The 20,277-nt window shown below is 72.0% G+C and carries 17 protein-coding genes and 1 pseudogene; 9 read left to right on the plus strand and 9 right to left on the minus strand.

Annotated features, from left to right (window positions below):
* Positions 1-9 precede the first annotated feature (9 nt).
* Both Psi01_RS10665 and Psi01_RS10670 read left to right on the plus strand, forming a co-directional pair.
* Positions 10-1,401 (plus strand): class II fumarate hydratase, encoded by a 1,392-nt coding sequence (locus tag Psi01_RS10665; RefSeq protein WP_204063799.1) that lies wholly within the window; start codon positions 10-12, stop codon positions 1,399-1,401.
* A 25-nt stretch (positions 1,402-1,426) separates the two neighbouring features.
* A complete protein-coding gene (locus Psi01_RS10670; protein ID WP_204063800.1) occupies positions 1,427-1,813 on the plus strand; it encodes a tautomerase family protein in 387 nt (128 codons plus the stop codon).
* On the opposite strand, the gene mca is transcribed toward Psi01_RS10670, so the two are convergent.
* Positions 1,795-2,652 carry a mycothiol conjugate amidase Mca gene (gene mca / locus Psi01_RS10675; protein ID WP_204063836.1) on the minus strand — a complete coding sequence of 286 codons (858 nt, stop codon included), beginning with the start codon at positions 2,650-2,652 and terminating at the stop codon, positions 1,795-1,797. The two genes, Psi01_RS10670 and mca, sit on opposite strands and share 19 nt — an antisense overlap.
* A 97-nt stretch (positions 2,653-2,749) precedes the next feature.
* A pseudogene (locus Psi01_RS10680) lies at positions 2,750-3,652 on the minus strand (RNA polymerase sigma factor); the annotation flags it as partial.
* Positions 3,653-4,012: 360 nt separating this feature from the next.
* On the opposite strand from Psi01_RS10680, the gene Psi01_RS10685 reads away from it, so the two are divergent.
* The 4 genes from Psi01_RS10685 to Psi01_RS10700 all read left to right on the plus strand — a co-directional run bounded on the left by Psi01_RS10685 (position 4,013) and on the right by Psi01_RS10700 (position 9,643).
* Complete coding sequence (locus Psi01_RS10685) at positions 4,013-4,771, plus strand: 3-hydroxybutyrate dehydrogenase (protein ID WP_204063801.1); 759 nt, start codon at positions 4,013-4,015, stop codon at positions 4,769-4,771.
* Positions 4,772-4,852: 81 nt separating this feature from the next.
* Positions 4,853-6,811 (plus strand): helix-turn-helix domain-containing protein, encoded by a 1,959-nt coding sequence (locus Psi01_RS10690; RefSeq protein ID WP_239127453.1) that lies wholly within the window; start codon positions 4,853-4,855, stop codon positions 6,809-6,811.
* 128 nt (positions 6,812-6,939) lie between these two features.
* Complete coding sequence (locus tag Psi01_RS10695) at positions 6,940-8,262, plus strand: MFS transporter (RefSeq protein ID WP_204063803.1); 1,323 nt, start codon at positions 6,940-6,942, stop codon at positions 8,260-8,262.
* 25 nt (positions 8,263-8,287) lie between these two features.
* Positions 8,288-9,643 carry a tannase/feruloyl esterase family alpha/beta hydrolase gene (locus Psi01_RS10700; RefSeq protein ID WP_204063804.1) on the plus strand — a complete coding sequence of 452 codons (1,356 nt, stop codon included), beginning with the start codon at positions 8,288-8,290 and terminating at the stop codon, positions 9,641-9,643.
* Here Psi01_RS10700 and Psi01_RS10705 read toward each other — a convergent pair.
* Both Psi01_RS10705 and Psi01_RS43260 read right to left on the minus strand, forming a co-directional pair.
* Positions 9,628-11,607 carry a glycosyltransferase family 2 protein gene (locus tag Psi01_RS10705; RefSeq protein WP_204063805.1) on the minus strand — a complete coding sequence of 660 codons (1,980 nt, stop codon included), beginning with the start codon at positions 11,605-11,607 and terminating at the stop codon, positions 9,628-9,630. The two genes, Psi01_RS10700 and Psi01_RS10705, sit on opposite strands and share 16 nt — an antisense overlap.
* A gap of 60 nt (positions 11,608-11,667) precedes the next feature.
* Complete coding sequence (locus tag Psi01_RS43260; RefSeq protein ID WP_239127454.1) at positions 11,668-12,414, minus strand: aggregation-promoting factor C-terminal-like domain-containing protein; 747 nt, start codon at positions 12,412-12,414, stop codon at positions 11,668-11,670.
* Between the two features lie 327 nt (positions 12,415-12,741).
* Here Psi01_RS43260 and Psi01_RS10715 point away from each other — a divergent pair, with 327 nt between their 5' ends.
* Genes Psi01_RS10715 through Psi01_RS10725 form a run of 3 tightly spaced genes read left to right on the plus strand, consistent with a single transcriptional unit; the run spans position 12,742 to position 15,460 of the window.
* Positions 12,742-13,416 carry a response regulator gene (locus Psi01_RS10715; protein WP_204063806.1) on the plus strand — a complete coding sequence of 225 codons (675 nt, stop codon included), beginning with the start codon at positions 12,742-12,744 and terminating at the stop codon, positions 13,414-13,416.
* Positions 13,413-14,849 carry a sensor histidine kinase gene (locus tag Psi01_RS10720; protein WP_204063807.1) on the plus strand — a complete coding sequence of 479 codons (1,437 nt, stop codon included), beginning with the start codon at positions 13,413-13,415 and terminating at the stop codon, positions 14,847-14,849. The genes Psi01_RS10715 and Psi01_RS10720 overlap by 4 nt, the downstream gene beginning before the upstream one ends.
* Positions 14,846-15,460, plus strand: a complete 615-nt coding sequence (locus tag Psi01_RS10725; RefSeq protein WP_204063808.1) for a hypothetical protein — start codon at positions 14,846-14,848, stop codon at positions 15,458-15,460. The genes Psi01_RS10720 and Psi01_RS10725 overlap by 4 nt, the downstream gene beginning before the upstream one ends.
* A 163-nt stretch (positions 15,461-15,623) precedes the next feature.
* Here Psi01_RS10725 and phoH2 read toward each other — a convergent pair whose 3' ends face one another.
* The 5 genes from phoH2 to Psi01_RS10750 form a co-directional block, all read right to left on the minus strand.
* The gene (gene phoH2 / locus Psi01_RS10730; RefSeq protein WP_239127457.1) at positions 15,624-16,967 is read right to left on the minus strand and encodes an RNA 5'-3' helicase PhoH2; all 1,344 of its coding nucleotides are present in this window, start codon (positions 16,965-16,967) and stop codon (positions 15,624-15,626) included.
* A 221-nt stretch (positions 16,968-17,188) separates the two neighbouring features.
* A complete protein-coding gene (locus Psi01_RS10735; RefSeq protein WP_204063810.1) occupies positions 17,189-17,956 on the minus strand; it encodes an isoprenyl transferase in 768 nt (255 codons plus the stop codon).
* A gap of 81 nt (positions 17,957-18,037) precedes the next feature.
* Positions 18,038-18,571: a hypothetical protein gene (locus Psi01_RS10740; protein ID WP_204063811.1), complete on the minus strand. Its 534-nt coding sequence runs from the start codon at positions 18,569-18,571 to the stop codon at positions 18,038-18,040.
* Positions 18,572-18,678: 107 nt separating this feature from the next.
* Positions 18,679-19,188: an SCO6045 C-terminal-like domain-containing protein gene (locus Psi01_RS10745; RefSeq protein ID WP_204063812.1), complete on the minus strand. Its 510-nt coding sequence runs from the start codon at positions 19,186-19,188 to the stop codon at positions 18,679-18,681.
* On the minus strand, positions 19,181-20,041 hold the full coding sequence (locus Psi01_RS10750) for an MbnB/TglH/ChrH family RiPP precursor modification enzyme (RefSeq protein WP_239127459.1): 861 nt from the start codon (positions 20,039-20,041) through the stop codon (positions 19,181-19,183). The genes Psi01_RS10745 and Psi01_RS10750 overlap by 8 nt, the downstream gene beginning before the upstream one ends.
* Between the last annotated feature and the right edge of the window lie 236 nt (positions 20,042-20,277).

Consider the following 20,277-nt stretch of genomic DNA (forward strand, 5'->3'; position numbering starts at 1 on the left):
ACTGGGGCCATGAGTGAGTATCGGATCGAACATGACTCGATGGGCGACGTGCGCGTCCCGGCGAGCGCCAAGTGGCGGGCCCAGACCCAGCGGGCGGTGGAGAACTTCCCGATCTCGGGCCGCGGCCTGGAGAGCCCGCACATCGCCGCCCTCGGCCTGATCAAGGCCATCGCCGCCGAGGTCAACGCCGAACTCGGCGTGCTCGACAAGGAACTGGCCCAGGCCATCGCCGAGGCGGCCACCGACGTCGCGGAGAACGAGTGGGACAGCGAGTTCCCGATCGACGTCTTCCAGACCGGCTCGGGGACCTCGTCCAACATGAACACCAACGAAGTGATCGCCACCATCGCCGAGGAGCGGCTGGGCCGCCCGGTGCACCCGAACGATCACGTCAACGCCTCCCAGTCGTCCAACGACGTGTTCCCCACCTCCATCCACGTGGCCGCCATGACCGAGGTGACCTATCACCTCATCCCCTCGCTGAAGCACCTGGCCACCGCGCTGCGCGCCAAGGCCGCGGAGTTCTCCGAGGTCGTCAAGGCGGGCCGTACGCACCTGATGGACGCCACCCCGGTCACGCTCGGGCAGGAGTTCGGCGGCTACGCCACCCAGATCGACAACGCCGTCGCCCGGGTGCGGAGCGCGCTGCCCCGCCTGGCCGAGCTCCCGCTGGGCGGGACCGCGGTCGGCACGGGCGTCAACACCCCGCCGGGCTTCGCGCCGAAGGTCATCGACAAGCTCCGCGAGGCCACCGGGCTCCCGTTCGTCGAGGCCCCCGACCACTTCGAGGCCCAGGGCGCCCGGGACGCGGTGGTGGAGCTCTCCGGCCAGCTCAGGACCGTCGCGGTCTCCCTCAACAAGATCGCAAACGACCTCCGCTGGATGGGCTCGGGCCCGCGCGCCGGGCTCGGCGAGATCAACCTGCCCGACCTGCAGCCCGGCTCCTCGATCATGCCCGGCAAGGTCAACCCGGTCATCCCCGAGGCCGTGTGCATGGTCGCCGCCCAGGTCGTCGGGAACGACGCCGCCATCGCCTTCGCCGGGGCCTCGGGCACCTTCGAGCTCAACGTGGCCCTGCCGGTCATGGCGCGCAACGTCCTGGAGTCTGTACGGCTGCTCGCCAACGTCTCCCGGCTGCTGGCCGACCGCTGCGTGCAGGGCATCACGGCCAACGCCGGACGCCTGCGGGAGTACGCCGAGTCGTCGCCGTCCATCGTCACCCCGCTCAACCGCCACGTCGGCTACGAGGAGGCCGCGAAGATCGCCAAGCAGGCGCTGGAGGAGCGCAAGACCATCCGCCAGGTCGTCATCGAGCGCGGCCACGTCGCCAACGGCACCCTCACCGAGGAGCAGCTCGACTCCCTGCTCGACGTCCTGTCCATGACCCGACCGCCGTCGTAGATCGACTGCCTGGCAGACTCGCCCCATGACGCAGATCAAGTTCTACGGCCGCCGTGACGTCTGGGCCCCGCTGCGGCAGGAGCTGTCCGACGTCGTGCACGAGTGCGTGGTCGAGGTGTGGAAGCTCCCGCCGGACAAGCGGTTCCACCGCTTCCTGCTGCTGGACGCCGACGACCTGCTCTGCCCGCAGCGGAGCGAGCGCTATCTGATCGTGGAGATCGTCTGTTTCACCGGCCGTTCGGACGAGGCCAAGCGCGAGCTGATCCGGGCCCTGTTCGCCCGGACGAGGGAGGCGCTCGGCCTCGCCCCGGAGGACCTGGAGATCGTCATCCTGGAGGCGCCCCAGGTGAACTGGGGCATCCGGGGCGTCCCCGGCGACGAGCTGGCACTGACCTATCCGGTCACCGTCTGACCCCCGCGGATCCCAGCGAACAGGTCGGTCTCCGGGAGCGTCGTCTCGACGTGTGAGCGGGCGAGGTGGTAGTCCTCGGTGGGCCAGATCTCCCGCTCCACCTCCCGCGAGGTGGAGAACCACGGCCCCTCGGGGTCGATCTGGGTGGCGTGCGCCTTCATCGCCCGGTCCCGGGTCTCGAAATGGTCGTCGCAGGTCACCCGGGTGGTCGTGGTCAGCTCGGGCATGCCCTCGAACCAGTCGTCCGTGATCTCATCCGCAAGCGGCGACTCCAGCCCCCGGGCGAGCAGCCCGTCGTTGATCGCGGTGAACCACTCACGGGTGAACGACACCGTGTAGTAGAGCTTGAGCGGCCGCCACGGCTCCCCGGTGCCGGGGTAGCGCTCCGGATCGCCCGCGGCCTCGAACGCCTCGACGGACACCCGGTGGGTCATGATGTGGTCCGGGTGCGGATAGCCGCCGATCTCGTCGTAGGTGATGATCACATGCGGCCGGAACTCCCGCACCGCCGCCACCAGCGGCCGCGCGGCGACCTCCAGGTCCTGTGCGGCGAAGCATCCCTCCGGCAGCGGCTCGCCCTCCCCGGGCAGCCCCGAGTCGACGAAACCGAGCCAGCGGTGGCCGACGCCGAGGATCGCGGCGGCCTCGGCCATCTCCTTGCGCCGGATCTCCGCCATGTTCTCCAGCACTCCCGGCCGGTCCATCGCCGGGTTGAGGATGTCGCCGCGCTCCCCGCCCGTGCAGGTGCACACCAGGACCTCCACCCCCTCCTCGACGTAGCGGGCGAGCGTCGCCGCCCCCTTGCTGGACTCGTCGTCGGGGTGGGCGTGCACCGCCATCAGCCGCAGCGGGTTCGTGGTCACGCGGTTCTCCTCAGGGGTGGGGAAGGCCGGAGGTTCAGGGGATCAGGGGGTCGGGGGATCGGGAGTCGGGGGGTCAGCCGAGATAGGCGCGCAGTCCGAGCGACCGGGACGGGTGGCGGAGCTTGGACATGGCCTTGGCCTCGATCTGGCGGATGCGCTCCCGGGTGACACCGTAGTCCTTGCCGATCTCGTCGAGGGTCCTGGGCCGCCCGTCGTCGAGGCCGAAGCGCAGGGCGACCACACCGGCCTCGCGCTCGCTGAGGGTGCCGAGCAGCTCGCGCAACTGCTCGCGCAGGAGGCCCGCGGAGACGACGTCGTCGGGCGTGACGGCCTGGGAGTCCTCGATGAGGTCGCCGAACTCCCCGTCGCCCCCGTCGCCCAGCGGGGTGTGCAGGGAGATGGGGTCGCGGTCGTATCCCTGCACCTCGGCGACCTTCTCCGGGGTCATGTCGAGCTCGCGGGCCAGCTCCTCGCCGGTGGGCTCGCGTCCCAGGGTGGTCAGCAGCTCCCGCCGGGCCCGGGTGAGCCTGTTGATCTGCTCCACCATGTGGACCGGGACCCGGATGGTCCGCGCCTGGTCGGCCACGGCCCGGCCGATCGCCTGCTTGATCCACCAGGTGGCGTAGGTGGAGAACTTGAAGCCCATGGTGTGGTCGAACTTCTCCACGGTGCGGATCAGGCCGACGTTGCCCTCCTGGATCAGGTCCTGCAGGAGCAGTCCTCGGCCGGTGTAGCGCTTGGCGACCGAGACGACCAGCCGGAGGTTGGCCTCCAGCATGCGCTCCCTGGCGCGCCGGCCGTCCTCGGCGATCCACTCCAGCTCGGCGCGCGCGTCCGCCGTGAGCGCCTCGCCCTCGGTCTCCAGCCGCTCCGTGGCGAAGGCGCCCGCCTCCATCCGCCTGGCCAGATCGACCTCCTGCTCGGCGGTGAGCAGCGGGATCGTGCCGATCTGCTTGAGATAGTCCTTGATCGAGTCCGTGCCGGTGGTGATCAGGAGCCTCTCCTCACACGAAATTTGTGTTGGACCTAAAGTTAGGACCGAAACAGCAATCCGTCAAGAGAAAATATGTCGAGCCTAAAAATCGGTCGGATCCGCGAGGTGGTGGCGGCACCCCTTCCATCGAACATGGTTTCGATGGTACGTCGCCCCCCGTCCTCTCGGGGGCGGCGCGCCGTATCCTCGACGCCGGAATTTCAGGGGGATCGGGGACGCCGTCCCCGTCCCGCCGGCGTCGTCCGCGGGACGCCGTGCCGTGCGTGCCGCACATAACCCGTCACGACAGTGTGTCGGCGGGCGACATGGGCCGGGCTCCCGCCCGTTGCCTAGATTCGGCACATGATTGACCTGACGGCGCGACGGGCCGTGGTGACCGGGGCGGGCAGCGGGATCGGGCGCGCCTGCGCGCGACGGCTGGCCGACGCCGGAGCGCATGTGGTGGCGGTGGACATGGACGCCGAGGCCGCCGCGAAGGTGGCCGCGGAGGTCTCCGGGACGCCGGTCGTGGCGGACCTGGCCACAGCCGACTTCCTGGACGCCTTCCCGCCCGGCCTCGTGCGCGAGGCGGACATCGTGGTGAACAACGCCGGGTTCCAGCACGTGGCCCCGATCGAGGAGTTCCCGCCGGAGGTCTTCACCAGGATCCTCAGGGTCATGGTCGAGGCCCCGTTCCTGCTGGTGCGGGCGGCCCTGCCCGGGATGTACGAGCGGGGATGGGGACGGATCGTCAACATCTCCTCCATCCACGGCCTGCGCGCCTCGCCGTACAAGGCGGCCTACGTCACGGCGAAGCACGCGCTGGAGGGATTCTCGAAGGTCGTCGCCCTGGAGGGCGCCTCCCAGGGGGTCACCTCCAACTGTGTGAGCCCCGCCTACGTCCGCACTCCCCTCGTGGAGCGCCAGATCGACGCCCAGGCCGCCACCCACGGCATCGGCCGGGACGAGGTCGTCGAGCAGATCATGCTCGCCCCCGCCGCGATCAAGCGGCTGGTCGAGCCCGACGAGGTCGCCGAGCTGGTCGCCTACCTGTGCGGCCCGCACGGCTCCTTCATGACCGGAGCCTCCCTGCCCGTGGACGGAGGCTGGACCGCCCGCTGACGTCCGGGACCGCAAGCCGCCCGCCCCGGGACCCCGGGGCGGGCGGATCCCGGGCGCGGCGGCACCGCGAGAATGGACGACATGAGCGCGCGGGTGTTTCTGGAGCTGCTGGCCAGGGAGGCCTCGGCGGTCGAGTTCGAAGGACCCGTCCTGGCCGCCAGGACGTCCGGGGCGGACGCGGCGACGCTGGCCGAACTGGAGGAGACCAAGCTCGCCGCGCTCAAGGTGCGGGCGCTGATGCGGCGCAGGGCCAGACGCGAGGCCGAGCTGTCGGCGCTGTTCGACACCGCCGGCGACCTGGCCGGCCTGCGCAACCTGGACGCCGTGCTGGAGGCCATCGTGCGCCGCGCCCGGCAGCTGCTCGGCACGGACGCCGCCTACATGACGCTGCACGACCCCGACCGGGGCGACACCCGGATGCGGGTCACCGACGGCTCTGTCTCGGCCAAGTTCCGCGCCCTGCGCCTGGCCATGGGGGCCGGGCTCGGCGGGCTGGTGGCCCAGACCGCCACGCCGTACGCCACGGCCGACTACTTCGCCGACGAGCGCTTCCGGCACATGTCCCACATCGACGACGCGGTGAAGGAGGAGGGCCTGGTCGCCATCCTCGGTGTGCCGCTCAAGCTCGGCGCGCGGGTCATCGGGGTGCTGTTCGCGGCCAACCGGAGCGTGCGGCCGTTCACCCAGGACGAGGTGGTGCTGCTCGGCTCCCTGGCCGCCCACGCGGCCGTGGCCATCGACAACGCCCGCCTGCTGCAGGAGACGCGCAACGCCCTGGAGGAGCTCAGCGAGGCCAACCGGCAGGTCAGCGCGCACAGCGAGGCGGTGGAGCGGGCCGCCCTCGCGCACGACCGGATGACCGGGCTGGTGCTGCGCGGCGGCGGGGTCGAGGACGTGGCCGCCGTGGTCACCGAGGTGCTCGGCGGCTCGCTGGTCGTGCTGGACGGCGCGGGCCGGCCGATCGCCGGCGACCTGAGCCGGCTGGACGGCACGGGGCGGCCGGCCGGCGGCGCCCGGGACGGGACGGAGGAGACCGATCCCGGAGCGACGGCGGGGGCGACCGCAGCCGGGATGACGACGGCCGGAGTGACCGCGGCCGCCATCGCGGACGCCGCGCAGTCGTCCCGGGCGCTGGGGCGCACCGTCAGGAAGGGCGACCTGCTGGTCGCGTCGGTGGACGTCGGCGCGGAGCCGCTGTGCACGCTCGTGCTGCGGGCCGACGGCCGGGTGGCCGCCACCGACCAGCGCATCCTGGAACGGGCGGCGCTGGTCACCGCGCTGCTGCTGCTGTTCCGCCGCACCGTGGCCGAGGCGGAGGGCCGGGTCAGGGGCGAGCTGCTCGACGACCTGATCTCGCGGCCCGGCCTCGACGGGCTGGCCGACCGGGCCCGCCGGGTCGGCGTGGACCTGGACTCCGGTCACGTGGTGGTCGTGGTCCGGCACGACGGCCAGCGCGAGCGCGCCGCCTTCTGGGCCTCCTCGCGCGCCACGCTGGAGCACGGGCTGGCCGCCCAGCGCGGGGACGAGCTGGTGCTGCTGCTGCCCGGCGACCGGCCGGGCCCGCTGGCCAAGCGGATCGCCGCCGAGCTGAGCGCCTCCCTCGGCCGGCCCGCCACGGCGGGCGCCTGCGGCCCGGTGCACGGGCCCGCCGGGGTCGCCGCGGCCCACGACGAGGCGCGCCGCTGCGCCGACGCTCTGCGCGCCCTGGGCCGGGCCGGCGAGGGCGCCGGCGCCGCGGAGCTGGGCTTCGTCGGGCTGCTGGTGGGCGACGGCCGCGACATCGAGACCTACCTGCGCTCGGCGCTCGGCCCGGTGCTGGACTACGACGCCCGCCGGGGCACCGCGCTGGTCCGCACCCTCACCGCCTACTTCGGCGCGGGCGGCTCGCTCTCCCGTACGGCGGAGGCCCTGCACATCCACGTCAACACCGTCACCCAGCGCCTGGACCGGATCGGCCAGCTGCTGGGCGCCGACTGGCAGGACCCGGAGCGCGCCCTGGAGATCCAGCTCGCCCTGCGGCTGCACCGGCTGCGCGGCTGACGGCCCCGCCGCGAAGCTCCCACATAGCCGCCTCACCCGGTATGGGGATCGCCCCCATAGGAGTGATGCCGGTCACTACGTACGGTGAGCCGACATCCCCCCGACAGCGACTCCCATTGGTGAGTGAGATGGCTGAGAAATCCCCCACCCCCATCGGAAAGATCGTCGGCGCCAGCCTCATCGGCACCACGATCGAGTGGTACGACTTCTTCCTGTACGGCTCCGCCGCCGCGCTCGTCTTCAACAAGCTCTTCTTCCCCGAGGCGGACCCGCTCACCGGCACCCTGCTGGCGTTCCTCACCTACGCGGTGGGCTTCGTCGCCCGCCCGCTCGGCGCGGTCGTCTTCGGCCACTACGGCGACCGGCTGGGCCGCAAGAAGCTGCTCGTCATCAGCCTGGTCCTGATGGGCGGCGCGACCTTCCTGATCGGCTGCCTGCCGACGCACGCGGCCATCGGCGCGGCGGCCCCGCTGCTGCTGACCGCGCTCCGGCTCGTCCAGGGATTCGCGCTCGGCGGCGAGTGGGGCGGCGCGGTCCTCATCGTCTCCGAGCACGGCGACGCCGACCGGCGCGGCTTCTGGGCCTCCTGGCCGCAGGCCGGCGCCCCCGGCGGCAACCTGCTGGCCACCGCCGTCCTGGCGGTGCTGGCCGCGGTGCAGTCCGACGAGACCTTCCTGAGCTGGGGCTGGCGCGTGCCGTTCCTGCTCTCGGGCGCGCTGGTGCTCCTCGGCCTGTGGATCCGGCTGTCCATCAGCGAGTCCCCGGTCTTCCAGCAGGCCGCGGCCAACGCCGGGCCCAAGCCCGCGATGCCCATCGTGGACGTCTTCCGCCACCACTGGCGGGACGTGATCACCGCGATCGGCGCCCGCTTCGCCGAGAACGTCTCCTACTACGTGATCACCGCCTTCGTCCTGGTCTACGCCGTGGAGGCCGCCAAGCTGGACAAGGGCTTCGTGCTGAACGCGGTGCTGATCGGCTCGGCCGTGCACTTCGTCTCGATCCCGATGTGGGGCGCCCTGTCCGACCGGCTCGGCCGCCGTCCCGTCTACCTGATCGGCGCGGCCGGCGTGGGCCTGTGGGCGTTCGCGTTCTTCCCGCTGGTCGACACGGGCAACTTCGCCGCGATCACCCTGGCGGTCACGGTCGGCCTGGTCCTGCACGGCGCGATGTACGGCCCGCAGGCGGCGTTCTTCTCCGAGCTGTTCGCCACCCGGATGCGTTACTCGGGCGTGTCGGTCGGCGCGCAGCTCGCCTCGATCGTGGCCGGCGGCCTGGCCCCGCTGATCGCGGTGGCCCTGCTGCAGGCCTACGGCTCCGCCCTGCCCGTCATGCTCTACGTGGCCGGGGCCGCGGTGATCACCCTCATCGCCGTGTTCGCCGCCCGGGAGACCCGCGGCCGCGACCTCGTCACCCTCGACGCCCCCGAGACCAAGACCACCACCAACCGCTGAGCCGAGCCGTACGGAAGGGCATCCGATGACGAACACCGACAGCGCGGCGCGCAGGCTGGCCGCCCTGGCCTCCGGGCTCGCGGTCGCCGCCACCGTCCTGACGGCCGTGGCGCCGCCCGCGGGCGCGGCCGGCGGGCACTGCGACCGACAGGGCAGGATCGCGGTACCCGGGGCGGACAAGCAGGTCGTCGCCTGCCTGGACGACCTGACCACGGCGGGGACCGCGAACTCCGGGCACACCGACCCGGCCGACTGGTCCGGGCTGCACCCGGCGGGCGCGGTCAACCCCACGGGCGTGCCGGGCATCCAGATCGACGGCTACTTCCCCGACACCTCCACCACCAACACCAACCACGGCTGGAACCACGACTCGCAGTTCGTGCTCCGGCTGCCCGACAAGTGGAACGGCGGGCTGGTCGTGGCGGGCACCCCCGGCAACCGGGAGCAGTACGCCAACGACTTCACCATCTCCGACTGGGCGCTGGCCAAGGGCTACGCCTACGCGGCCACCGACAAGGGCAACACCGGCATCGCCTTCTACAAGGACGGGCGCGAGCCCGGGGACGCCATCGCCGAGTGGAACCACCGGGTCACGCAGGTCGCCGTCGCGGCCAAGGCCGTCGTCGCGCAGCGGTACGGCAGGCTCCCCAAGCGGACCTACGCGGCGGGCATCTCCAACGGCGGCTATCTCGTCCGCTGGCAGCTGGAGAACCGGGCCTGGCTCTACGACGGCGGGATCGACTGGGAGGGCACCCTCTGGAAGGTCGAGGGCGACAACCTGCTCACCTTCCTGCCCCCGGCGCTGCGGGCCTATCCCAAGGGCGACGCCCAGGCGATGTACGACGCCGGATACGCCAAGGGGTCGGAGTTCCTGTGGCCGTTCCACCACCAGGTCTACTGGGACCTCACCCAGCGCATCTACCGCGAGGAGATCGACCCGGACTTCGACGGCGCCACCGAGGCGGGCACCCCGTACTGCGCCTCCGGCACCCCGGCCTGCGACGCCGACTACGACTACGCGGCGCGCAAGCCGTACCGGGCCATGCGGAAGATCGCGCTGACCGGCCGGATCGGCAAACCGCTGATCACGATCCAGGGCACGCTCGACACGCTGCTTCCGATCTCCCGCAGCGGGGACGTCTACGCGGAGATGGTCGGCGACCGCCGGCCCTTCCGCTACTACCGCGTCACCGACGGCACCCACACCGACGGCCTCTACGCCGCCTACCCCGACAAGCTGCGGCCGCTGCTGCCCTGCTTCCGCAGCGCGTTCGAGGCCATGGAGGGCTGGGTCGAGCGGCGGCAGAGCCCGCCGCCCAGCGCGACCCTGCCCCGCCCGGCCGGCGGCGACCTCGTCAACGAGTGTCAGTTGGCGGTGTAGCGGCGCGGCACCGGCCGGGATGACCGGACCATGTTCCGGGCGCCGGGGATCCGCCGGGCGATGCGCTTGAGCAGCGGGTCCCGGCGCTCGGGCAGGGGTGCGGGCACGATGCCGCGGCGGATCTCCACCCGGCCGCCGCGGCTCATCTCCACGCCGAAGCGGAGCCCGACCTCCTGATCGTCCATCCGCAGGAACGGCATCCACGCGCCGGGGGCCAGGAAGCCGTGGCGGGGCAGGCGTTTCATCGGGACCCTGGCGATCAGCCGCCCGGCGGTGTGACCGGGCAGGCCCGGCTCGACCAAGGCGGGGGCGCGGACCTCGCGCTCGCCGTCCGGCGCCTGGCGCAGCACCAGTTCGGCCGGCGACCCGCCGCCCGGCGGCATGTACGGCACGGGCACCACGACGAAGACGTGGTCGCGCCCGTGGGTGACCGTGGTCCCGGTCGAGACGAGGACGACCGACTCGGGGAAGGAGCGGGGCTCCACGCACAGGCCCAGCTCGCCGTGGTCGGACCACCAGGGGACCACCGGCCGCCCCGTGTGCTCCTCCGGCGATCCCATGCAGTGCACCGGATCGCCGGTCACCCGGGCGCGCCCCTGGTGGACGCCGCCGCGCAGCCGCATGTGGACCTCCCACAGACCGGAGGGCAGGATCCCGCCGGGGAGCGCGGAGGCGGCGTCGAGGCTCGCGGTGCCGGTGACCTGCACCCTGATCGCGTCGCCGTACGGGACGTGGACCACCGAGCAGCTCACGGGGAGCATGTGCACGGTCCCGGTCGCCTCGTGCCGGATGTAGACCTCGAAGCGGGTGCGGGAGACCGCGGCGGTGACGTCGGCCACGTCCGGCGGGAGCCGGAGCCCGTCCAGCGGCAGCGGTGACGTCCAGAGCAGGCGGTTCTCCTCGTGCCGCAGGAAGCGGGTGGGGGTGCCGTCACCCCGCATGATCTCCCCGGTGAGGTTCATCACGAGCATGCCGTCCCGCCAGGCGACGCTCTTGATCTCCGCCTGCAGGAAGGTGCCCCGCAGGGCGTGGGCCAGCGCGACGAGCTGGTCGAGCCGGCCCGCGCGCAGCAGCGCGGCCCGCGCCCGCAGCTGGACGGGCATGTAGTGGTCCAGCCTCTCGGGGAAGCGCCGGACGACGATGTCCCGAAGCGTGGTGAAGGTCAGGGAGCGGTCCGCCGAGGACGAGGTGAACCTGGTGCCGCCGAGCCGGCGCAGGACCGCGGTGCGGAACCAGTGGGCGTACAGGCGGTCGCGCTTGCGCCCGCGGGGGACCGACTCGTCGATGACGTCGAGCAGCTTGTCCAGCTCCGCGGCGTGGGCGCGCGGGCCGACCTGGTGCTCGGGCCGCTCCCCCAGGTGGCAGCAGACCTCTCCGGCCATCACGGTCACGGCCGCCGCCCGCAGGTAGGCCCGCAGGACGAAGGCCTGCTCCGCCAGCGGCCCGCCGGCGCCGCGGAAGGCCATGGCCTCGGCCACCAGGAACGCCCTGCGGTAGAGCTTGTGCGGGGTGAGCAGGGCCAGCAGCCCGTCCCCGAGGATGTCGGCCCGCTGCCGGTCCCGGGAGAACGCCGCCGGGGGAGGCCCGTCGTCGCCGGCCAGCCGCCCGACGAGGACGTCGGCCTCCGTCTGGACCGCGCGGTCGTACATCCGCGCCAGGGCCGTGCGATCCAGCTTGTCGCCCTGATCGAGCATGTAGACGTACTCGCCCCTGACCACCTCCAGGGCGGCGTTGCGGCCGCGCATCGGGGAGCCGATGCGCGGCAGGTGCAGGACCCTGACGTTGGAACGGGACTCCGCGATCACGTCGAGCCGCTGGGCGGTCCCGTCGTCGGAGCCGTCGTCGGCGAAGACGACCTCGTACTCGTCCGGAGGCATCGACTGCTCGATGACCGATCGGATGCATGCGTCGGCCGTATCACCGGGGTTGTGCACCGGCACCACCACGCTGACCTTTATCCCCATACCGCCCAGGATGCGCGCCCTAACAGGCGGATGGGGTCTGACCTGCCGGTCTGGGGTGTTTCAGTACCATCCCTTGGCCTGAGAGTGACCCCAGGCGCCACAGGGCGTGCCGTAGCGACCCTTGATGTAACCCAGTCCCCATTCGATCTGGGTGGCCGGGTTGGTCTGCCAGTCGGCGCCCGCGCTGGCCATCTTGTGGCCGGGCAGCGACTGCGGGATGCCGTAGGCGCCGCTGGAGCGGTTCATCGCCCGCTCGTTCCAGCCGCTCTCCTTCATCCAGAGCTTCTCCAGACAGCCCCACTGGTCGGCCCAGCCGCGGGCCTCCAGCATCTGCTTGCCCAGCGCCTTGTTGCCGGTCGGGTTGGCGGTGCCGGCCGGGAGCTGCTTGGGGTCGAAGCCGCCGCCGCCCGGCGCCTCCTTGACGATCTTGATGGGGTCGAGCGGCTCGCGCCCCTCGCGCTTGCGCTTGAGCGCGTCGGCCTTGAGCGCCTGGACCGCCTGAGCCTTCAGCGCGTCGGCCTGGGGGTCGGGCCCGAAGGGGTCGCCGCCGCCGAAGGCGTTGGCCAGCTGGTCGAGAGTGAGCGCCTGGTCGGCCGGGGCGGAGGCGTTCTGGGCCGCGGTGTAGGCGGTGAAGCCGCCGCCTCCCGCGACGACCACGGCCACCAGGCCGAGGATCAGGCCGCGCTTGGGCGTCAGCCACCCCCGCGGTTTCGCCGGAGCCTTCGTCTTCGGAGTCTTCTCCGGCTTCCTGCCCGTACGGCGGGAGCCGGGCGCCTGGCGCCCCTTCAGGGGCGGGCGCTCCTTCAAGGGGGGCGATCCTGCACTCACGACCTATGAGCTTGCCGTGCACGGGGGGGTGGTCCGCAACCGGAACGGCAGAACAGGGGGAGGTCGCGGGTAAAGTCACCCGGTTCGCCGGGGCCCGACTGCCTGCTTACGAGGACTTTCCCGACATTTGACCGGCCCTATGTGATTTTCGTCACATCGGCGTGGCGGAGGGGGCCGAGGCTTCCTCCGGGGCGGGAGAGAAGGGCCCGGTACCGGACTTTCCAGTCGTCACGCTGTGACATAGACCTCAGGTAACAGTCTCATGACATGGTGGGAGCTATAGGACGTTGCAAGAATAATGACCAGGTGGCCGGCATTCTCCTCGTTGAAGACGACCCTTCGGTCAGGACCGCTCTCGAGCTGGCGCTGGCCCGCCAGGGCCATTCCGTGACCTCCTACGAGACGGGTGAGGAGGCGCTGGACCACGTCCGCTCCCGCCGCCCCGAGATCGCCATCCTGGACGTCATGCTGCCCGGGATCGACGGGGTCGAGGTGTGCCGCCGGATCCGCAAGATGGACCAGCTGCCGGTGATCCTCCTCACCGCCAGGGGCGACGACCTCGACATCGTCGTGGGCCTGGAGGCCGGAGCCGACGACTACGTGGTCAAGCCGGTCGAGCCGCGCGTGCTGGACGCCCGCATCCGCGCGGTCCTGCGCCGGGTGGAGTCGGCCAGCTCCGACCGCATCACCTTCGGCGACCTGGTGGTGGACCGGGGGGCGCTCAAGGTCACGCTGGCCGGACGGGAGGTCCACCTGACCCCCACCGAGCTGCGGCTCCTGCTGGAGCTGGTCCGCCACCCCGGCCAGGTGCTCAACCGGCGCTACCTGCTGCGCGCCGTGTGGGACCACACCCACGCCGCGGACTCCCGGCTGGTGGACGCCTGCGTGCAGCGGATCCGCGCCAAGATCGAGGCGGTGCCCGCCGAGCCGGAGTTCATCCACACCGTGCGCGGTTTCGGGTACCGGTTCAGCCCACCGTGAGGCGGATCTACACGGGGCTGCGCGGACGTCTGGTCATCGCCTTCACCCTGATCGCGGTCGCGGCCTCCGCCCTGGTGGCCGTGATCGGCTACGAGCTCGTCAAGAACCGGGTGATCGAACGCGCCGAGTACACGGCCGCGGCCGACGTGCGTGACACCCTGACGGGCAGCAGATTCCCCATCAGCGCCCTGTGGCCGGGCGACAGCCCGCCGACCGACATGGAGATCACCGTCCTGCAGAAGAGCCTGCGGGTCCCCAACGGCGCCGTGGTCGTCCGCTACGAGGACTATCTGTACGCCGACGGCTCCTTCGGCATGAACGACGTGCCCGCCGACCTGCGCGCCCGCGCCGCCGACCGGATGGTCTACAAGCGCCAGGAGATCCGCGGGGCGATGTGGCTGGTGATCGGCACGCCCGTGTGGCGGGTGGAGCCCATCCACCTGCCGCAGCCGACCGGGATGAGCGTCTTCGTGTTCGTCCCCCTCGCCGAGGAGGAGCACCTGCTGATCGGCATGCGCCAGCCGCTGGCGGTCGCCGGGGCCATCATGCTGGCGGTGGCCCTCGCCGTGGCCCTGGTGTCGGCCCAGCGCGTGCTGCTGCCGGTACGGCGGCTCGGCACGGCCGCACGGGCGCTAGGCGCCGGGCACCTGGACACGCGGCTGCCCGTGCACGGCCAGGACGAGCTGGCCGAGCTGACGGCCACCTTCAACGACACCGCCGCCGAGCTGGAGCGCAACGTGTCGGAGCTGCGGGCGCTGGAGGCGATGTCCCGCCGGTTCGTGGCCGACGTCTCCCACGAGCTGCGCACCCCGCTGACCGCGATGACCGCGGTGACCGACATGCTCTCCGAGGAGGCCGAGCGCCTGCCCGACGAGCCGGCGGCGGCCGTACGGCTGGTGCTGCGCGAGATCGCACGGCTGCGCACCCTGGTGGAGCAGCTCATCGAGGCCAGCCGCTTCGACTCGGGAACGGCCACGCTGAACCTGGAGACCGTGAGCATCTCCGACGCGATCGAGGACTGCCTGGAGATGCGCGGCTGGTCGCACCAGGTCAAGGTGGCCGCGCCCCAGGGACTGGCCTTCTCCCTCGATCCCCGGCGCTTCGACGTCATCGTCGCCAATCTGGTCGGCAACGCCCTGCGGCACGGGGAACCGCCCGTCACGGTGTCCGCCCGCAGCACCGAGCACGGCCTGGAGGTGAAGGTGCGCGACCACGGCAAGGGCATCCCGGCCACGGACCTGCCCCATGTGTTCAACCGCTTCTACAAGGCCGGCACGCGCGGCGACGGCAGCGGGCTCGGCCTGTCCATCGCCCGCTCCAACGCCCAGCTGCACGGCGGCACGATCTCGGTGCGCCCGCAGGATCCCGGCACGCTCTTCACCGTCTGGCTGCCCCCGGCGGGCGAGGGCCCGCAGGGAGAAGAACCGCGATGACAAGGCCCCAGGGAAGGTCCGCCGGGAAGTCCACCGGAAAGTTCGCGGGGAGAAGGCCCGCGGGGGGCGGGCTCGCCTGCCTCGTGGTCGCGGCCGCCCTCGTGCTCGGCGGCTGCGGCATCACGCCCACCGAGGTGCGGGACCTGGGCCGGCCGCCGGTGATCAGCTACAGCCCGACGTGGGTGACGGTCTATCTCGTCCGGCAGGGACGCCTGGAGCCCGCCCGGGTGCCGGTGGTCTCCGACTCCGTCGACAACATCGTGGACACCCTGTTCCGGGCCGGAAAGCAGCCGCCCAAGCCGGGGATGACGAGCGAGCTGATCGGCTTCAACCACTACGACAGCAAGACCACCCGCTACAGCGGCGCCTCCCAGCGCAACGACCCGGCCGGGGAGATGGGATACCGGCTGAACGTGGTCCTGACCGGCGAGGGGACGCTCTCCCGGCTGGGGATCGCCCAGATCACCTGCACGGTCCGGCAGAACAAGCAGGAGAGCATCTGGAGCGTCGAGATCACCCGGCTGTTCCCGGGGACCCCGGAGTCGCTGGGAGAGCACACCTGCTTCGAGTTCCGGAACCTGGCCGCCAAGGGCGTGCGGCTGCCTCCGTGAGAATTCGGCCGCCCCGGTCACGACGCCGCATGCGGCCGGCCGTACCGATGGGAAACGGGCGGCCCCTGCCACGGGGGGCGTCGTCCGCCTCCAGTACGGACGTGCCCCCCGTGGAGGGCCCGGCGGGCGGACCGGGCGCATGGCTCCGGTCCGCCCGCTCGGCTCACATCGTCACGTCCTCCAGCATCTCCGTGACCAGCGCGGCGATCGGCGAGCGCTCGGAACGGGTCAGCGTGACGTGCGCGAACAGCGGGTGTCCCTTGAGCTTCTCCACCACGGCGACCACACCGTCGTGCCTGCCCACACGCAGGTTGTCGCGCTGGGCGATGTCGTGGGTGAGCACGACCCGGGAGTTGGCGCCGATCCGGCTCAGCACCGTCAGCAGCACCCCGCGCTCCAGCGACTGGGCCTCGTCCACGATCACGAAGGCGTCGTGCAGCGAGCGCCCGCGGATGTGGGTGAGCGGGAGGACCTCCAGCATGCCCCGGTCGATGACCTCCTCGATCACCTCGGGCGTGGTGACCGCGCCCAGGGTGTCGTAGACGGCCTGCGCCCAGGGGCCCATCTTCTCGTTCTCGGTGCCGGGCAGGTAGCCGAGCTCCTGGCCGCCCACGGCGTACAGCGGGCGAAAGACGATGACCTTGCGGTGCTGACGGCGCTCCAGGACCGCCTCCAGGCCCGCGCAGAGCGCGAGCGCGGACTTGCCGGTGCCGGCGCGCCCGCCCATCGAGACGATGCCGACCTCGGGGTCCATCAGCAGGTCCAGGGCGATGCGCTGCTCGGCGGAGCGGCCGTGCAGCCCGAAGACCTCGCGGTCGCCGCGGACCAGGCGCACGGTCTTGTCCGGCAGCACGCGGCCCAGCGCCGAACCCCGGCTGGACAGCAGCCGCAGTCCGGTGTGCGTGGGCAGCTCCCGTGCCTCGGCGATGTCGGCGGTGCCGTGCTCGAACAGCGCCTCGACGTCCTCGTCGGCCACCTGGATCTCGTCCATGCCCGTCCAGCCGGACTCCACGACGAGCTCGGCGCGGTACTCCTCGGCGGCGAGACCGATGGAGGCGGCCTTGATGCGCATCGGGAGGTCCTTGGACACCAGCACCACGTCGAGACCCTCGGCGGCCAGCGAGCGCGCCACGGTCAGGATGCGGGTGTCGTTGTCGCCGAGCCGGAAGCCGACGGGCAGGATGGACGGGTCGCTGTGGTTGAGCTCGACCCGGATGGTGCCCTCGCCGATGGGCATGGGCTCGTCCAGACGTCCGTGGGTCACCCTCAGGTCGTCCAGGCGCCGTAGCGCCTTGCGAGCGAAGTAGCCCAGCTCCGGATGGTGCCGCTTGCCCTCCAACTCGGTGATGACGACGATCGGGATGACCACCTCGTGCTCGGCGAAGCGGCTTATCGCCGCCGGGTCAGCCAGGAGGACCGAGGTGTCCAGGACGTACGTGCGCCGGTTGCCGGCCGACGACGTGGATGCGGACGAAGGGTGTGCCACGCGTTCTCCCCCGGGCGCCATGGCTGGCGCCCTGCCATGAGCTGGGATGCGGACCGGACCCGGGCCCGCGTTCTCGGCTCGCCGAGAGGGACCGGTGGCCGGCCCTCCCTGACGCGTCGTGACGCAAAGGCGGGCCCTCTCCGGAGTAGGCGGACTGTGCCCGCCTACTTCTTACGGTACGTCCTGAATACCCACCTTCCAATGACGCATGTGTGACCGAAAGGAGGTGTTCACGTTGCGTTTCAGGTGCCGTACCGTCGGTGCCGCGCGGCGTACGAACGGAGGGCCCGCAGAAAGTCGACCCTGCGGAAGTCAGGCCAGTAGGCCTCGCAGAAGTAGAACTCGGAGTGGGCACTCTGCCAGAGCAGGAAGCCGGACAGCCGCTGCTCCCCCGATGTCCGGATGACCAGGTCCGGATCGGGCTGGCCGCGCGTGTAGAGATGCTCCGCGATGTGCTCCACATCGAGAACCTCGACCAGGTCCTCGATGGTCGCCCCCTTGCTGGCGTGCTCCAGGAGGAGGGAGCGCACCGCATCAGCGATCTCACGCCTTCCTCCATACCCAACCGCAACGTTCACAATCAAACCTGGACGGTGCGATGTTGCTTCTTTTGCATTTTTAAGGACATGAGCCGTGTGATCGGGCAGGAGGTCGAGCGCCCCCATGGGCTTGATGTGCCACCCGGCGGCCACGAGCTCCTGGACCACGTCCTCGATGATCTTCATGAGGGGTTCGAGCTCGTCCTTGGAACGGTTGATGTTGTCGCTGGACAGCAGCCAGACCGTGACGACCTCGACGCCCGCCTCCCGGCACCAGCCGAGCAGCTCGGAGATCTTGTCGGCTCCCTTGCGGTGCCCGCGGCTGACGTCCTCGATGCCCATCGCGCGGGCCCAGCGGCGGTTGCCGTCGACGATGACGCCGACGTGGCGGGGCACCATGTCCCGATGACGGGACAGCTTGGCTTCAAGTCGCCGTTCGTACAACCGGTAGACGAGATCACGCACGCCCATGTGGAGCCCCTCCCCTCAACGCCCGTGGTCGAAGGGCGCTGACAGGCAATTATCGCCGCCGGCGGGACTTGTCCGTCCCTTCTAGGAAATTGTGCTGGACTCGTCGGACTTGTGCGATCCCAGGCACTCCTCGGCCTCCGTCACGAGCGCCTCCACGAACTCGCTCAGCTCGGCCGACGTCAGCACCGCGCGCAGTCCCACCCCGTCGCTGCCCCAGGCCTCCAGGAAGGCCCTCCTGGTCAGTTTCCACTCCCCGGCCGGCCCCCGGTCCTGCGGCGTCCACATCGGGATCGTGCGCAGCCGGCAGCGCAGCTCGCCGCCTCCGACCAGGCCCTTCCCGGCCCGGTAACGAAAGGCGAACAGTTCCCCCTCGTCGGGCAGGTCGGGGAAGCGGTCGTCCGGGTCGGGCCAGCGCCCGTCACCCCGCGCCCGGGCCTCGGCGACCCCTCTGGCCAGCCGGTTCAGGAACCAGCCGCACCGCTCGCCCACCATCCCGTACGGCGCGCCGTCACGGTGCAGCTCCAAAGTGATCTCGTACGGCGAACCGACGCTGTCCCGGCACGCGATGGGCGTGACAGTCAGATACGAGCCGTCCACACACCGCAGTCCCCCCACGTCACAGAGCGTATCCAGGTACGCCCCGGCAAAACGTCCCGCCGGATTCCGGATTCCGGATCCCGGAGCACGCGGCCCACGGCCCACGGCCCACGGCCCGGGGAGGCTCACCCCGTCCGGCGCCGGGTGAGCCGGGCCCACCACCGGCGGGCCCGCGGGGCGGGCTCGCCGGCGATCCGGCCCGCCGCCCTGAGCGCCTCGGCGAAGTCGCGCGCGTCGGCGCGGGAGCCGCCGGACGGCTTGGGACGGCCGTCGGCGTAGGCGGCGAACTCGGCCGCGAAGTCACCGCCGAGCGCCCGCAGGAGGTCGGGCCGGAGCCGGGCCACCACCCCCCGCCGCTTGGCGATCAGGCTGGAGGTCTGGATGCGCAGGCGTTCCTCGTCGAACCCCTCGGGCGCCCGCCCGCCCGCCACCAGGGCGGCCAGCAGCTCGGCCTGCGCCCTGGCCAGCTCGGCCCTGGCGTCGGAACCGGCCGCTCCCCCGGCGCCCTGACCCGGCCCCGCCGCTCCCACGACGTCGTGGCCGGCGCCCTGACCCGGCCCCGCCGCTCCCACGACGTCGTGGCCGGGGCCCGTCTCCCGGGCGGCCTCCGGGGGGCGCCGGTCGAGGTCAGTCACGGACCATCGCCTTCCGGATCCGGTCGAGCTCGGACTGCAGGGACTCGTCGCTGGGGTAGTCGGCGTCCCACTCCAGCAGCACCCCGGGCGGGTCCACCCGCGCGCACAGCTCCGACAGGATGGCGAGCACCTCGTCGGGGACGTGGTCGGTGTGGGTGTCGTGCCAGACGCCGCCGTGCGCGTGGCCCCCGGCGACGTGCACGTAGGCCAGCTCGGACAGCGGCAGGACGTCCAGGGCGTCCACGGCCCGCAGGCCGAGGTTGACCTCGTTGGTGTAGAGGTTGGCCACGTCCACCAGGAGCTTGACCCCGGTCGCCTCGACCAGCCCGCCGAGGAACTCCGCCTCGGTCATCTCGTCCTGCGGCCAGCCGAACAGGGCCGCCACGTTCTCCAGCGCCAGGGGGACCTCGAGTGCGTCCTGCGCCCGCCGTACGTTGTCCACCACCACCCTGAGCGCCTCACGGGTGCGCGGCACGGGCAGCAGGTGGCCGGCCTCCATGCCGCCAGCGCGCACGAAGGCCAGGTGCTCGCTGACCAGCGGCGCGCCGAGCGCCTGGGCGCACGCCGCCAGATGGGCCAGCCGGTCGGGGTCCGGCGGCTCGGCGCCGCCCACCCCCAGCCCGACCCCGTGCGGGATCACCGGCACGCCCCGCGCGCGCAGCACCCGCAGCGACTCCGGCAGCCGGTCGGGACGCACGTTCTCCGCGATGACCTCGACGAAGTCCACGCCCTCCAGGCGCTCCACCGTGAGGTCGATCTCCGGCCGCCAGCCGATCCCGACGCCCAGCGGTTCATCCACCGCCGCCTCCTCCGCCTCCGTCACCGCCGCCTCCACCGCCGCTCTCTCCCCCACCGCCGTATCCTCCGGAGTCACCTGATCCGCCGCCCCATCCTTCCCTGCGCGTGGACCACCAGCCGCCCGAGCCGTCCGTCGCCCCCGTCATCAGGCGGTACGGCTCGCCCCTCGTCAGGCCGCGGAGCCGCGAGGTGCGGGAACGCCGGGTCTCGGAGCCCGCAGAATAAGCGCGCCAGGTCTGGGAGCCCGCACCTCGAGCACGCGAGCCACGGACACGCGCGGCACGCGCCCGC

Source organism: Paraplanobispora siamensis, from assembly GCF_016863175.1.
Taxonomy (GTDB): Bacteria; Actinomycetota; Actinomycetes; order Streptosporangiales; family Streptosporangiaceae; genus Planobispora; species Planobispora siamensis.

What these genes read in the sequence shown, in the direction of transcription:
- Psi01_RS10665 (WP_204063799.1), top strand. Translation starts at nt 10, where the DNA reads ATGAGTGAGTATCGGATCGAACATGACTCGATGGGCGACGTGCGCGTC.
- Psi01_RS10670 (WP_204063800.1), top strand. Translation starts at nt 1,427, where the DNA reads ATGACGCAGATCAAGTTCTACGGCCGCCGTGACGTCTGGGCCCCGCTG.
- mca (WP_204063836.1), bottom strand. Translation starts at nt 2,652, where the DNA reads ATGGCGGTGCACGCCCACCCCGACGACGAGTCCAGCAAGGGGGCGGCG.
- Psi01_RS10685 (WP_204063801.1), top strand. Translation starts at nt 4,013, where the DNA reads ATGATTGACCTGACGGCGCGACGGGCCGTGGTGACCGGGGCGGGCAGC.
- Psi01_RS10690 (WP_239127453.1), top strand. Translation starts at nt 4,853, where the DNA reads ATGAGCGCGCGGGTGTTTCTGGAGCTGCTGGCCAGGGAGGCCTCGGCG.
- Psi01_RS10695 (WP_204063803.1), top strand. Translation starts at nt 6,940, where the DNA reads ATGGCTGAGAAATCCCCCACCCCCATCGGAAAGATCGTCGGCGCCAGC.
- Psi01_RS10700 (WP_204063804.1), top strand. Translation starts at nt 8,288, where the DNA reads ATGACGAACACCGACAGCGCGGCGCGCAGGCTGGCCGCCCTGGCCTCC.
- Psi01_RS10705 (WP_204063805.1), bottom strand. Translation starts at nt 11,607, where the DNA reads ATGGGGATAAAGGTCAGCGTGGTGGTGCCGGTGCACAACCCCGGTGAT.
- Psi01_RS10725 (WP_204063808.1), top strand. Translation starts at nt 14,846, where the DNA reads ATGACAAGGCCCCAGGGAAGGTCCGCCGGGAAGTCCACCGGAAAGTTC.
- phoH2 (WP_239127457.1), bottom strand. Translation starts at nt 16,967, where the DNA reads ATGGCGCCCGGGGGAGAACGCGTGGCACACCCTTCGTCCGCATCCACG.
- Psi01_RS10735 (WP_204063810.1), bottom strand. Translation starts at nt 17,956, where the DNA reads ATGGGCGTGCGTGATCTCGTCTACCGGTTGTACGAACGGCGACTTGAA.